At 48.2% G+C, this 13,651-nt stretch carries 14 protein-coding genes; 12 read left to right on the forward strand and 2 right to left on the reverse strand.

Annotated elements, in window-relative coordinates; all coding sequences use genetic code 11:
* Positions 1-2 precede the first annotated feature (2 nt).
* The 12 genes from DXC79_RS03760 (at position 3) to DXC79_RS03815 (ending at position 12,561) form a co-directional block, all read left to right on the forward strand.
* Positions 3-677, forward strand: coding sequence for a sugar transferase (locus DXC79_RS03760; protein ID WP_304466279.1), 675 nt, complete (start codon positions 3-5; stop codon positions 675-677).
* The gene (locus DXC79_RS03765) at positions 670-1,728 is read left to right on the forward strand and encodes a hypothetical protein (RefSeq protein WP_117635203.1); all 1,059 of its coding nucleotides are present in this window, start codon (positions 670-672) and stop codon (positions 1,726-1,728) included. The genes DXC79_RS03760 and DXC79_RS03765 overlap by 8 nt, the downstream gene beginning before the upstream one ends.
* Before the next feature lie 5 nt (positions 1,729-1,733).
* Positions 1,734-2,924 (forward strand): glycosyltransferase family 4 protein, encoded by a 1,191-nt coding sequence (locus DXC79_RS03770; RefSeq protein ID WP_117635204.1) that lies wholly within the window; start codon positions 1,734-1,736, stop codon positions 2,922-2,924.
* Between the two features lie 8 nt (positions 2,925-2,932).
* Complete coding sequence (locus DXC79_RS03775) at positions 2,933-4,021, forward strand: glycosyltransferase family 4 protein (RefSeq protein ID WP_117635205.1); 1,089 nt, start codon at positions 2,933-2,935, stop codon at positions 4,019-4,021.
* A 14-nt stretch (positions 4,022-4,035) separates the two neighbouring features.
* A complete protein-coding gene (locus DXC79_RS03780; protein WP_117635206.1) occupies positions 4,036-4,974 on the forward strand; it encodes an ATP-grasp fold amidoligase family protein in 939 nt (312 codons plus the stop codon).
* Positions 4,974-6,095 (forward strand): EpsG family protein, encoded by a 1,122-nt coding sequence (locus DXC79_RS03785; protein ID WP_117635207.1) that lies wholly within the window; start codon positions 4,974-4,976, stop codon positions 6,093-6,095. Before DXC79_RS03780 ends, DXC79_RS03785 begins: the two co-directional genes overlap by 1 nt.
* 8 nt (positions 6,096-6,103) lie before the next feature.
* Positions 6,104-7,588, forward strand: a complete 1,485-nt coding sequence (locus DXC79_RS03790) for a lipopolysaccharide biosynthesis protein (RefSeq protein WP_158550960.1) — start codon at positions 6,104-6,106, stop codon at positions 7,586-7,588.
* 31 nt (positions 7,589-7,619) lie between these two features.
* Positions 7,620-8,744, forward strand: coding sequence for a hypothetical protein (locus DXC79_RS03795; protein ID WP_158550961.1), 1,125 nt, complete (start codon positions 7,620-7,622; stop codon positions 8,742-8,744).
* A 4-nt stretch (positions 8,745-8,748) separates the two neighbouring features.
* The gene (locus DXC79_RS03800; protein ID WP_199408637.1) at positions 8,749-9,288 is read left to right on the forward strand and encodes a GNAT family N-acetyltransferase; all 540 of its coding nucleotides are present in this window, start codon (positions 8,749-8,751) and stop codon (positions 9,286-9,288) included.
* A 127-nt stretch (positions 9,289-9,415) separates the two neighbouring features.
* A complete protein-coding gene (locus DXC79_RS03805) occupies positions 9,416-10,456 on the forward strand; it encodes an NAD-dependent epimerase/dehydratase family protein (RefSeq protein WP_117635210.1) in 1,041 nt (346 codons plus the stop codon).
* Entirely contained in the window at positions 10,456-11,262 is an 807-nt protein-coding gene (locus tag DXC79_RS03810) for a hypothetical protein (protein ID WP_117635211.1), read from the forward strand. Before DXC79_RS03805 ends, DXC79_RS03810 begins: the two co-directional genes overlap by 1 nt.
* Before the next feature lie 39 nt (positions 11,263-11,301).
* Entirely contained in the window at positions 11,302-12,561 is a 1,260-nt protein-coding gene (locus DXC79_RS03815; protein ID WP_117635212.1) for a nucleotide sugar dehydrogenase, read from the forward strand.
* A gap of 166 nt (positions 12,562-12,727) precedes the next feature.
* Here the strand turns inward: DXC79_RS03815 and DXC79_RS03820 are convergent, their stop codons facing one another.
* A complete protein-coding gene (locus tag DXC79_RS03820; RefSeq protein WP_117635213.1) occupies positions 12,728-13,372 on the reverse strand; it encodes a hypothetical protein in 645 nt (214 codons plus the stop codon).
* Between the two features lie 39 nt (positions 13,373-13,411).
* Positions 13,412-13,651, reverse strand: a 240-nt coding sequence (locus DXC79_RS10160; RefSeq protein WP_233502984.1) for a hypothetical protein, incomplete at its 5' end; no start/stop codon positions are given.

Genomic DNA, 13,651 nt, shown 5'->3' on the forward strand with positions numbered 1-13,651 from the left:
ATGTGACGGGTCATTCACCCTCGATTTATGAGCGATTCGTCAAGAGAGCGCTTGATATATTGCTTTCGGTGGTTGCTCTTGTTGTCCTTAGTCCGATTCTTGTTGTAACCGCCGTGCTTGTGAGGGTGAAATTAGGTTCGCCGATTCTCTTCAAACAGATTAGGCCTGGCCGAAGGAATTCGGAGACCGGTGAAGAGGAACTATTTAAGCTATTTAAGTTTCGAACCATGACAGACGGACGCGACGAAGAGGGCAACCTCCTTCCTGACTCTCAGCGTCTTACTCCGTTTGGGAAGGCTTTGCGTTCGACGAGTATTGATGAGCTCCCCGAGCTTATAAATATACTTAAAGGCGATATGTCCCTCGTCGGGCCTCGACCCCTTGCTACAGTTTACCTTCCTTATTACACCCCTGAAGAACATCACAGACATGACGTGAGACCAGGTCTGACCGGTTTGGCTCAAGTGATGGGTCGCAACTCAATCTCATGGGAAGAAAAGTTTTCGTATGACCTTGAGTATGTCGACGAGCTTTCGTTGAAAACAGATTTGCTCATTATTATCCAAACCGTAATCGTCGTTTTAAGGCGCAGTGATATTGGTCAAGGCGAAAATCATCCGGGCTCTCTTCATGAAATTAGGAGTAATGCGGTAGGGGGAACCAAGTCGCGTGATTAAAGAAATCGGGAGCGAGTTCTGGGAGACTCCGCTCGTAGACGATGACAATGGATTATTTCCGGCTGACATACATTGGCTAGTTTCGGGCCGCGCCGCCATTGCGCATGTCCTCGATGATCTGTTAAAAAAGAATCCTTCTGCTTCGTCGGCAGCTCTTCCTTCCTGGTGTTGCGGGTCCATGATTGAGCCCTTCTTCCAGCGTGGCTTTAAGTTGACCTTTTATCCCGTTAGCTTTATGCGAGAAGGTGATCTTAAGCGCGATTTCTCTCTTGCTATGGGATGTGACGTACTGCTGGTTATGTCCTATTTTGGCTTTGAGGAGCCCGAGTACCCCGGCGACTATTCGGGTGTCGTGATCAACGACATCACTCATTCTGTTCTTAATCGAGATGTTTGGCTCGGCGATTATGTAGTAGGTAGTCTAAGAAAGTGGATGGGGATTGCGACCGGCGGTTACGCTTGGAGCCGAGATGGTTTTGTTGCTGAAGCTCCTACGGGCAGGCTTGGTGAGTTTGAGAAGCTTCGCCGTTGTGCATTCATCGAAAAACAGAAGTATATGGAGCAGGATGGAGAAAAAAAGTATCTTGCGATTTTTTCTCAAGCAAACTCAATGCTAGAGCCCTGCGGGGTCTATGCGGGAGATCCAAAGGATAGTCAAACTGCTAGACACTTTAATTCATGTTACTTGGCTGCTAGACGTAGGGAGAATTACAACTGTTTGCGTCAATTCCTCGGCGATTATCTATTATTCGATCAATTGCCGAACACGTTTGTTCCCCTGTTCGTCCCCCTACTGTTGCCCGATGACGTTGACAAAAACACAGTCAGGTCAAATTTGGCCTTCAAACGGATCTACTGCCCTTCGCACTGGCCGAGGGATCATCGGATTCCGATGCTTGATTCGAATAGTGAGGTCTTATACGAGAGGGAAGTAAGCGTACCTTGCGACCAAAGGTACGGTATCGAAGAGATGACATGGCTTGGTGAGGCTCTTCTCAAGACAATTCAAGAGAACCGAGGAAGCGGAATAGATAGATTGAGTCAGGAATAAAGCCGATGGATATCGTTATTATTTCGAATTTCTGCAGCAACCTTAGTGGAAACGGTAACAATCGATTTCTTTATCTTTCCAAATTGCTATCCAAACGCCATTCTGTTGAACTTATTACGAGTAGTTTTTCACACAGTGAAAAAAAGCAGAGATATGCTGCGGAAATTGTTGACCTGCCTTTTAAGGTCACTCTTGTTGATGAGCCTGGCTATTCCAAGAACATTTCACCACAGAGGTTCTTTAGCCATCAAACATGGGGTGCAAACGTCCTTGAGTATCTACGGAGTCGTAAGAAGCCTGACCTTATCTACTGCGCCATACCCTCGCTGACTGCTCCTGCTAAGGTCGGCGAGTACTGTAAAGAGATTGGCTGTCGTTTCGTTTTGGACGTTCAAGACCTATGGCCCGAGGCATTTGCTATGGCGTTTAACGTTCCAATTATTAGCAGCCTAGCATTTATTCCATTTAAAAATCTTGCTGACAAGGCTTACTCTTCCGCTGATGCCATTATTGCTGTGTCTGAAACTTATATGCGAAGAGCTTCTTTAGCCAATTCCAAGGCTGCAATTAAGAAAATAGTGTATCTAGGGACCGATCTTTCTGAGTTCGATTCGTATGTTTCGACCGGAGGTAATGCCTGTAATCACGGTGCCATCACGCTTGCCTATTGTGGAACTTTGGGTAATAGCTATGACTTGGATCTCGCAATAGATGCTGTACGCATTGCTCAAGATCGTACCGAGCGTAGGATTCGTTTTCTTGTCATGGGTAGTGGCCCTTACGAGGCGCAGTTCAAGGAACATGCAAGCGAGACTGGGATTGACTGCAGGTTTACGGGCAGGCTCCCATATGGTTATATGTGTAGGCTCCTGAGTGCTTCTGATATAGCCATCAATCCCATTAAGAAGGGTTCTGCTGGCAGCATTATTAATAAACATGCCGACTATGCCGCAGCTGGCGTTCCGGTTATCAATACCCAAGAAAGCCCCGAATATCGCAATCTTGTTGAATGCTACTCCATGGGTGTGAACTGCTCCTGTGGATCCGTGGAGGAAACAGCCAAAGCCTTAAGTCTCCTTGTCAATAATGACGATCTTAGGACCAAGATGGGTGTTAATTCTAGAAAATGTGCCGAGGAGTTATTTGATAGGAGCAGAACTTATCGAGAGCTTGCCGAATTGCTGGAAACCATATAGGAATACGCATGAATATCGTTTTTATTTCAAAGCTCAGCGGTCGCCTGTCTACAGGCCCAAGCAATAGCGTTCCAAAGCAGGTTAACGCACAGGCTGCTGTTGACAACGTTTTTTGGTATAACCTGAATTATGTTTGCAGAGATGAATGGAAGACGGGCGCTGTTCCTTGCCACACCCTTGACGAATACCCTGACGGCTCCATCTCAGCGCTTCCAGAACCCTTCAACAACCCAGATCTTGTTGTCTATGAAGGCTTCTATGAGTTTCCATTCGATAAGACAGTCTTTGAGCTTAAGCGAAAAAAAATACCATACATCATCATTCCGCGCGGAAGTATGACCGAGAGAGCTCAATCTCAAAAGAGGCTCAAAAAGATATTCGGCAACCTCGTGTTTTTTAACAGCTTCTATCGAGGATCTGCTGCGGTTCATTTTCTCACTAATAGGGAGCGAGACGATTCTAAGGGCTTCAATTCTTCCACCTGCGTTATTTTGCCCAATGGAATCACTGCAAGGACTCGCTCGCGTGTAGCAGTGGAGCATGAGGGGATACGTGGAGTTTCAATCGGTAGACTTGATATTGATCATAAGGGTCTCGATCTTCTATTAAATGCAGTCGAAATCGCACAGGATATCATGCGAGAGGCTTCTTTCTGTATCAATCTGTATGGTTCCAGCGAGAATGGATCTGCAGATCAGCTCGAAAAAGATGCAATCGAAAAGGGCATCACTGACCTCGTGACAATTAACCCTCCGGTGTTTGGCCCGGATAAGGACAAGTTGCTAGAGAATTCGGACCTGTTCGTCATTACTTCGAGATATGAGGGACACCCCATGAGCATGCTTGAAGCCCTCTCATATGGTTTGCCTTGTCTTGCCACTGACGGAAGCAACATGAGAGGTGAGGTTGACTGTGCCAAGGCGGGATGGACTTCTGACAATTCTGCCGAGGGTATCGCCGCTTCTATTTCAGAGATTTGCGAAAACAAATCAGAGCTAATTGAGCGGGGGCGTAATGGCTTGGAGCTCTCACGAATGTACGAGTGGAAGCAGATAGCCCATAGAACGCATGATGAGTATGAGCGCTGTTTGAATTAGTTTGGAGTATCGCATTGAAGAATACCGCAAAGTCTAAAATCGCAAAGGCCTTTAAGAGTCCGTCCGAGGCATGGGCCGGTCTCGTTCTGAGGCTATGCCAAAAGCCCTTCATTTCTGATGAGACCGCCATTAAGGCTGAGTTTCGAGCCTATATGGGCCATACCTTGGATTTGAACAACCCCAAATCTTTTAATGAAAAACTTCAATGGCTAAAGCTGCACGATAGAAATCCGCTCTATACAACACTTGTTGACAAATTGGCGGTTAAGGAATGGGTTTCAAGCAAAATTGGGGCCCAGTATGTTGTTCCTACCTTGGCGATCTGGAAAGACGTTGACGAGATTGACTTGAACGTGCTTCCCGAGCAATTTGTCATGAAAGCTAATCACTATAGCGGCTATGTTGCAATCTGCAGGGATAAAGAAACGTTCGATTTCTCCTATGCGAAAAAGCGCCTTGCCGCGATGATGAAGAAGAATCTTTTTTACTACGCCCGTGAATGGCCATACAAGGATGTAAAACCCCTTGTGTTCGCTGAGGAGTACCTTGAGCCGGATGAAACCGGATCAACTGCAGACTATAAGGTATTTTGCTTTTCTGGGGAGCCCAAGATGATTCAGTTACACAAAGGGCGATACTCTAACCACACACAGGATACTTTTGATCCTCAATGGAATCATTTGGATATTCGTCAGCCAGGGTATCCGCTTACAGACGTAACCCCGGCCGCTCCCAAACAACTTGAAGAAATGCTACGTCTTTCTAGGATTCTTTCTGCCGGTATTCCCCATGTTAGAGTTGATTGGTACATCAACCGCGATCAATTAAAACTCGGCGAAATGACTTTCTTCGACGCAAGTGGACTGTGCCCCTTTGAAAAATATGAAGATGATCTCATGATTGGGTCGTGGATTGATTTGAACAGGGCGTATTCCGCGAACGGACGTCCGTAATGTATTTATTCGAGCGCATGCTGGGCACAGCGACTTTCTTCTTGGTATTAATTGTTGCGTGTAATAGCCTATATGTTGCTAATGGCAAACAGATAAAGCAACGCCTGCTTCTCTATATCACAGCGCTTGCTTTCTTAGCATTTATATTTATACCGAACCGGGGCGCAGACTTGTCCCGCTTATATTATGCACTCCATCTATATGGAACGATGGATATTTACGATATAGCAAGAGCGTGCTCCCATTCATCAACGCCTGTTATGGTCATCTATTTCTGGGCTATTGGAATGTTAAGAGTCGATGCCCTGCTTCCGATGATCTCTTGTGCATTGTTCTATTCACTTGTTTTTTCTTGTTATTGGGATTTTGCAGAGAGGCTCAAAATCGACGTCAAAATCGTTGCCCTTGCAATTTTTCTTTGCATGAGCTCTGGAATTTTTTTTCAAGTGATTAGTAATATCAGGTCCTATTTAGCTACGGCGCTTGTATTCAGAGCGTTTTATACGGAACAGTTTACAGGCAGAAGTCCTTTTAAAAACATCCTCTACTACTTGGTAGCCGCATTGTTTCATTCGTTCGGACTTGCACTCGTCATTCTAAGAGTTGTCCATATATGCTTCACGAACAGCAAGAATATGCTTCAAAAATTGATTTCAACAGCTTTCGTTTTATTAATTATTTTTCTTATGATGCGATATGGCGGTTCGTACTTGAATGCCCTGTCTGACAAGGCGACTGACTATATTGCTGGCGAATCGTATTTCTATATATGGGAAGTCATTATTCACTCTCTGCAGATTGCCATTACTGTCTATTTGCTTATAAAGCTTTTTAGAATCGACTGTACGGTGGATCAAATCGTGCGTAATAACCTTGCTCTGTTTATTGTCCTTATCACAATGGTTGCCGTCATGTCTCTTCCTTTTGACTATTCAATTTTCTTGCGCACGTCAGTTCTTCTTTCACTAGTGTCGCCTCTTGTTCTCATGCTTCTAAGTTCAGCCTGGTCAAAAAAGGAGCACGATTGCATTTGTGCGGTTGTATTTACATGGTCAACGGTCTCTCTATGTTTGGCTTGCGCTCGTGGTGATCTGAGTAGTTACAAGTTTCTTTTGCTATAGGAGTTATTTTGGGCGAACAAACAATTGGCAAGAAAGCGGTTACTGCAACTAAATGGTCATTGCTTACGCAAATCGCTTCTAAGATTATTCAGCCAATTACGACCTTAGTGTTGGCGCATATTCTTACGCCGGATCTATTTGGCGTAATCGCGCTCGTTACCATGGTGACGTCTTTTGCCAACATGTTTTCCGATGCTGGTTTCCAGAAATATCTCGTGCAACACGAGTTTAAGACTGATGCAGACCTTCACGATTACGCAAATGTCGCTTTTTGGACTAACCTCGCCGTATCGTTTCTCCTCTGGTTTCTCATCGGTCTATTCCGTGATGGCCTTGCTGCGTTGTTGGGGGATACCACAATTGGTTGGGCGATAACCGTTGCGAGTTCAGTTCTTCCACTTACAGCGGCAATCAGTGTTCAGACGGCGCTCTATCAAAGGGCGCTTTCGTTTAAGGTCCTGTTCTCTTCGCGATTTGGATCGTCCCTTCTTACTCTTGTTGTTGCTGTACCACTTGCGCTTGCAGGTTTCGGCTATTGGTCGATGATTGTGGCGACCATCGCGAGCAATGCACTTCTAGCCGTTTGGCTGACAATTGAGTCAAACTGGAAACCGACTTTCTCTTACAGCTTTCGATATTTAAAGCGCATGTTCAGCTTCAGTGCTTGGACCTTGTTAGAGGCGTTTACCATCTGGCTTGCTGGTTGGGCGGGATCGTTTATCCTGGGTAACGTACTTGACGCCTACTACCTAGGTCTGTACAGAACAACTGTCTCCCTTGTTTCTGCAGCGACTGGGCTTATCTCTTCGGCGGTTACTCCCGTCATATTCGCGACGCTTTCGAGAATGCAAGGAGACAGAGCACAGTTTGATAGAGCATATTTCAAAATGCAAAGCTATCTAGCAATGTTCGTTGTGCCAATTGCCTTCGCGCTATTCGTCTTTCGCGAATCGATTGTGCTTGTGTTTTTAGGTGATCAGTGGGTCGAAGCATCCACTTTTCTTGGGCTTTACGGTATGGAAAGTGCATTTTCAGTTGTCATCGGATATATGGCCTCTGAGGCATACCGGTCTCTGGGAAAACCTAGGTTGTCCGTTGCTGTGCAACTTGCATATCTCGCAGCAACCGTTCCTTGCATGTTTTTCAGTGCAAAAGCGGGTTTTGATGTTTTCTCAATTGCCTTGCCTCTCGTAACCCTGTTCTCGTATTCAGGTTCGCACTTAATCGCTTGCAAGACCAGACTCTCGCTTTCTATAACCGAAACCTTTAAGGTTCTTCTGCCATACCTCGTTATATGTGTCCTTGACTCATTCGTCTGCAATCTTCTAGTGGTGTTGATTCCGTTCATTCCCGCTCATTTTCTTGTAATCCCACTGTACTGCCTTCTTTACTTAGCCCTACTTGTGTCGCGTAGAGAACAACGGGATACGCTAATCGATGTTGCCAACAGATTCGGCCTTGCAAGGTTTCTTCCGCATTTCTTGCTCAAATAGAACGATGTCTTTTGCAAAAGAGCAATTTGCTATGAAAGGTGTGATAACTGTGAAAAATGTACTTATAACGGGAATCGGTGGTCTTACTCCGAGATCCATCGCACGCCGAATCAGGACAACTCATCCTGAGTATCGACTCATAGGATGTGATGTAAACCCGAAAGCAATTGGCTTCTTTATGGATGGACTCCTCGACGCAAAGTATGTCTGTCCAAGGTGTGACTCGGCAGACTATTTCAGCTGGATTGAAAAGCTGGTAGAGCGTGAGTCTATTGACTTTGCCTTTGTGCAGCCCGAGTCTGAGATTGTCGAGTGGGGGAAACATTTCGATCAAACAGGGCATTTCCCTTGTGTGACCTTTATGGGATCGACGGAGCTATCCGGGTCCCTGCGTGACAAGGCGATCATGGCCGAGGTTCTCGAGGGTACGGATTTTATCCCTAAGACAATCAAGGTTACCCAGGACGAGCCAAGGTTTGATGCGGTTGAAAATGAAATTGGGTTCCCCTGTTGGATAAGAGCTACCGAGGGGACAGGCGGTCTCGGCTCATTGCGACTTGACGACCTTAGCAGCTACAAAAGTTGGCTCTTTATCAACTCTGAGATTCCTGAGTTTACCGTGAGTGAATTTCTCACTGGGCGGCATATTGCGAACGAGATGCTGTATTACAAGGGTGAATACGTAAAGGGTGCAGCGCTTGAATGTGCTGAATACGTAATGGCAAACATTGCTCCATCGCATGTCACGGGCAACACGAGCTTTGGTCGCCTGCTCAACGACAAGACTGTCAACGAATTCTGTGATTCTTGTATTAAATACATTGAGCGCAAACTTGACCTCGCAGCGCACGGAATCCTGTCTTTTGATTTGAAAGAGGATTCTAAGGGAAACCTGAAGGTTACTGAGGTTAATATCAGGCACATGGCCTACACGGGTGTCCTGGCCGAGGCTGGTTTCGACTTAATTGAAGACTCGATTCGTATTATGGAAGACGGTGGCGCCCTTCGCGTTGAGCGCGATCCTTTTCATGTATTTGAAAAACCATTCGTGTTTTTGCGTGATGTAGATATTGAGCCCATTTTGCTCGATAGCGAGGATTGTTTTCTGGCCCCCCGTTCCGACGGCGATTGCCAGGCAAGTGATTGCAATGAATAGAATATTGAGCATCAGAGAGCTTATTCGAGAAGATGTGCCCGTTATTAATGGCTGGCGGAGTAGCGAAGAGCTCATGAGTTACTTAGGTGCGCCCTACAGATTCATTGGGCCCGACGTCGACTATCGCTGGTTTGAGAATTACTTAAACAATCGCAGCAATACGATACGGTGTTGCGTGTGCGAGGACGGCAACGCCAAGCCCCTTTGTCTCGTTACTCTAGCTGGGATTGACTGGGTGAGCAGAAACTGCGAACTTCATATCATGGTGGGCAACGACGAAAATAGAGGCAAAGGCATCGGCTCGTTTGCCGTAAAGAAAATGATAGAGCATGCCTTTCTTGATATGAACTTACGTCGGATCGAGTTAACTGTCCTAGAAGATAACGCTCGTGCTCGACATCTTTACGAGAAGTTTGGCTTCCAGTACGAAGGCATTAAAAGAAAAGCAAAATACAAGCATGGCCGCTATGTCGACATGCGACTTATGGCACTGCTGAAGAGCGATTGGCTTGCAGGCAGGGGAAGCAACAATACAATCTCGTAATAGTCATTAAAGTGTCTGCCATTAAAGCTACGCCGAAATATACGTAGAGGTCCTGATGAGACTACTTGTCGAATTTGGTGCGGCACGATGAGATATCCTGAGTCTTAAATTCTATGATAGGAGAATAATGAGTAAAGTGCTCGTGACGGGCGCCGCCGGCTTCATCGGCGCGTTCCTCGTCAAGAAGCTGCTTGATGAGACCGATGACGTTATTGTCGGCCTCGACAACCTCAACAGCTACTACGACCCCGGCATCAAGGACGCGCGCCTGCGCATGCTGGCCGAGGCCGACGCAGACGGCTGCTTCACCTTCGTGCGCGGCGACCTGTGCGATGCCGCCCTCATCGAGCGTCTGTTCGCCGAGAACGGCTTCGACGTCGTTGTGAACCTCGCCGCCCAGGCAGGCGTCCGCTACTCCATCGAGAACCCACGCGCCTATCTGGAGAGCAACCTCGTGGGCTTCTTCAACGTGCTCGAGGCCTGCCGCCACCACCCGGTGAAGCACCTGGTCTACGCCAGCTCCAGCTCGGTCTACGGCGGCAACAGGAAGGTTCCGTTCTCCGAGGAGGACCGAGTCGACTCGCCGGTGTCGCTCTACGCCGCCACTAAGAAGTCCAACGAGCTCATGGCGGCCGCCTACTCAAAGCTCTACTCCATCCCTGCCACCGGCCTGCGCTTCTTCACCGTGTACGGCCCCATGGGCAGGCCCGACATGGCCTACTTCGGCTTCACCGAGAAGCTGCGCCGCGGGGACACCATCAAGATCTTCAACATGGGTAATTGCAAACGCGATTTTACATATGTTGATGATATCGTTGAGGGCGTGCGCCGTGTAATGGACAATGCGCCGGAAGTGCGAATAGGCGAAGACGGTCTCCCGATGGCTGCTCACCGCGTCTACAATATCGGCAATTCGAATCCTGAAAATTTGCTTGATTTCGTTGATACCCTTCAGCGCGTGCTCGTTGAAGAAGGTGTTTTGCCTCCTAATTACGACTTCGAATCGCATAAGCAACTTGTTCCAATGCAGCCCGGCGATGTTCCTGTAACTTACGCTGATACAAGTGCGCTAGAGCGGGACTTTGGTTATAGACCTGCTACCAAGCTAGAAGACGGTCTTCGTGCCTTTGCTAAATGGTATAAGAGCTATTACATGGTTGAGCTCTAATGAGCAGGCGTAGTTTCGCTGATATTCTTCTGAATAGTGAGTTCAGTCCTTCGGACGAATATTACAGCCTCGTTCATCTTCTCTATGATTCTGACCCTCCTGATCAGTGTTCCTTTTATAGCTTGATGAATATGTATTTCGGCTTGATGCCTTTCGCCGGTACTGCGATTTCCCTTTGGGATTTTAATCATAGACATAATTTTACGTTTTCAACTGATGATGATTTATCAACCGTGGATCTTAATAGGCTCCTCTTGTTATGCGAATACATATTAAACTTCGCTATACACATGCAAAATATAGATGACTGCATGCAGGAGTCACTATTTTTGATCAAACATATTCGAGCTATTTGCAACAAGATTTCTTATCAGGAATCCGAAGTTAAGGGCATTTTCGTCTTGGTGCCGAGGAACGATTTGATTAACGCTTCAGCCGAGTGCTCCCCTGCTGAAGTGGCGATAGATTTAATTACCTTTGATTACTGGCGCTACAAGGGAGACCTTGATCGCAAGCGTCAATATTTATCTAAGTTCGCTCGCGAGCTCGAGCCTAAGCGGGAGTGCCTTGAAGCTCTGTCTAAGCGTCTTACGTCTGATTTCTTTTACCTAGTTAACTCGCTTAATATTCGTCATAACAATGCATCAGAGGACTCTAAGAAGTATTTCGAACCTCTCGGAAGCATGTCAGATCATGAACTTGAGTCCTGGTATGACACGTTGCGCAACATGGCTGCCAGTCTCTTCCTTTTGGTTGATTACTCTGACATCTCTGAATCTATTAATTCCTTGAAACACAACCACTAAGTCGTTTTTTATTCCGTTCTTTGACAATTGGAGAATGACATGAAGATCGCTATCGCCGGTACCGGCTACGTCGGCCTGTCCCTCGCCGTCCTGCTCTCGCAGCACAATGAGGTGCATGCTCTGGACATCGTGCCCGAGAAGGTCGAGAAGATCAACAACTATGTGTCGCCCATCCAGGACGACGAGATCGAGCGATTCCTGGCGGAAGCAAAGGCGGGGGAGCGCGAGCTCGACCTGCACGCCACGGTCGACGTGGCCGAGGCATATACGGGCGCCGACTACGCCGTCATCGCCACGCCTACCAACTACGACTCGGACAGGAACTTCTTCGACACTTCCTCCGTCGAGGCCGCCATCGCCGCCGTTCGCTCGGTGAACCCGGACGCCTGGATCGTCATCAAGTCGACGATCCCCGTGGGCTACACCGCGGGGCTTCGCGAGAGGCTGGGCGACAGCAAGATCTTCTTCAGCCCAGAGTTCCTGCGCGAGAGCAAGGCGCTCTACGACAACCTGCACCCCAGCCGCATCGTTGTGGGCGCGCCGAAGGAGGATGCCGACGCCGTCGCTGCCGCCGAGCGCTTCGCACGCCTGCTTGCCCAAGGAGCGGACCCAGCCGAGCTGGAGCGCGTGAACGCCGACGGCACCGTGGGCATCCCGGAGCTCGTGCTGGGCACCACCGAGGCCGAGGCCGTCAAGCTGTTCGCCAATACCTACCTGGCTCTTCGCGTAGCCTACTTCAATGAGCTTGACACCTACTGCGAGGTCCGCGGCCTCAACACCCGCGACGTCATCGACGGCGTCTGCCTGGAGCCGCGCATCGGATCGCACTACAACAACCCCAGCTTCGGCTACGGCGGCTACTGCCTGCCCAAGGACACCAAGCAGCTGCTGGCCAACTACAGGGACGTGCCGCAGAACCTGATCGAGGCCATCGTGGACGCCAACCGCACCCGCAAGGACTTCGTGGCCGACGAGGTGCTGCAGATGGTCTGGGACCGCGTCTACGAGGGTAAGCCGAAGCCGGTCGTGGGCGTGTACCGCCTGACGATGAAGTCCAACTCCGACAATTTCCGTGCGAGCTCCATCCAGGGCGTCATGAAGCGCGTGAAGGCCAAGGGCGTGCCCGTGGTGGTCTACGAGCCCACGCTGGACGCGCCGGAGTTCTTCGGCTCCGAGGTGACCCACGACCTGGAGGCCTTCAAGGCGAAGTGCGACGTGATCGTCGCCAACCGCTGGAGCGATGAGCTCGCGGACGTGGCGGACAAGGTGTACACGAGGGATCTGTTTAAGAGGGACTAGGGGACAGATGGCCGCCTGGGTCGGGGCGGTATGATCCTCTATAGTTCATCCGTAATAAAGGCGCCAGAGTATCACGCTAGTTGATGTTCTGGCGCCTATTTGTTTATCCAACAATTGAGTGATTCGAAAAGCCTAAATGGCGGATGTCGAAAGAGGCTGCAGTCAATCAGTAGATGGTCATTGAGAGTCTTACTGCCGGCGTTTCGTAATCTCGCATTTCATTTCGAGTGTTAATTGCAAGATTCTCGAGTCTTGTAATTCCTTTAGAACTATTAGTTGCTAAACGAATAGCATGGCCGAGCCACCAGGAACCATAAATTAAATAGCCAACCGGTACTGCATAGGCGATATCCCTAATATCGCCTATGTCCAAATGAACGTCGTCTAACGACAATATCGTTGACTGAGCATTAGGCCGAAAGATTCCATCTTTATCCGGCCTCGCGAATTTATTCTCTCTGTTTGGAATTGCCTCGCAAAATATGATCCTGAATTCATTTTGCCAAGAATACGAGGCTCCCTTTGAATACATAGGAGTTAAGTTCTGAGTGGAGCCTAGACAATAGTAGTTCACCTTATCCGCCAAGAGCAGGCAGTGGTCGCAGCCATATTGTTTAGTAAGTACAAGGGCAATCCTATCGACGAACTGCTCCAAATCCGTAATTACAACCGCCGTATCTCCAAATTGTGCGACCCTCTTATTTGCATGCTCCCATTTCTTGCTTTCTGGGTGATATTGGAGCGCCATAGTCGAATAGCACTTCATAAACTGTGTCTCGGTACCATCGATTAAAGTTATGTCGCCGTACATCCATTTTTCGTTACGAATAGCGCTTTCTTTGCAGTCGCCTCAGAACGAATTATTTACTGATGGATCATTCTGTATATTCGCAAGCCGGTCCCAACCCCCGAAAGCATTCAACGGCCTTGCGTAAACGTCGCCATCAAGAAGCATTTCTGCATACTTGGCATCGGTGACTTTAGCCACCGTAAAAGGCTGTTCGAAGGGATGTACTGAAATCGAGCTTCTCAAAGTAGGTAGTGTCGAGAAAGTTGGTGTAGCGCCCGATTCGAAGCGAGTCGGCCCTGC

Source organism: Collinsella sp. TF08-11AT (assembly GCF_003437035.1).
GTDB lineage: Bacteria > Actinomycetota > Coriobacteriia > Coriobacteriales > Coriobacteriaceae > Collinsella.

What these genes read in the sequence shown, in the direction of transcription:
- DXC79_RS03795 (WP_158550961.1), top strand. Translation starts at nt 7,620, where the DNA reads ATGAAAGGTGTGATAACTGTGAAAAATGTACTTATAACGGGAATCGGT.
- DXC79_RS03815 (WP_117635212.1), top strand. Translation starts at nt 11,302, where the DNA reads ATGAAGATCGCTATCGCCGGTACCGGCTACGTCGGCCTGTCCCTCGCC.
- DXC79_RS03770 (WP_117635204.1), top strand. Translation starts at nt 1,734, where the DNA reads ATGGATATCGTTATTATTTCGAATTTCTGCAGCAACCTTAGTGGAAAC.
- DXC79_RS03810 (WP_117635211.1), top strand. Translation starts at nt 10,456, where the DNA reads ATGAGCAGGCGTAGTTTCGCTGATATTCTTCTGAATAGTGAGTTCAGT.
- DXC79_RS03805 (WP_117635210.1), top strand. Translation starts at nt 9,416, where the DNA reads ATGAGTAAAGTGCTCGTGACGGGCGCCGCCGGCTTCATCGGCGCGTTC.
- DXC79_RS03820 (WP_117635213.1), bottom strand. Translation starts at nt 13,372, where the DNA reads ATGTACGGCGACATAACTTTAATCGATGGTACCGAGACACAGTTTATG.
- DXC79_RS03785 (WP_117635207.1), top strand. Translation starts at nt 4,974, where the DNA reads ATGTATTTATTCGAGCGCATGCTGGGCACAGCGACTTTCTTCTTGGTA.
- DXC79_RS03775 (WP_117635205.1), top strand. Translation starts at nt 2,933, where the DNA reads ATGAATATCGTTTTTATTTCAAAGCTCAGCGGTCGCCTGTCTACAGGC.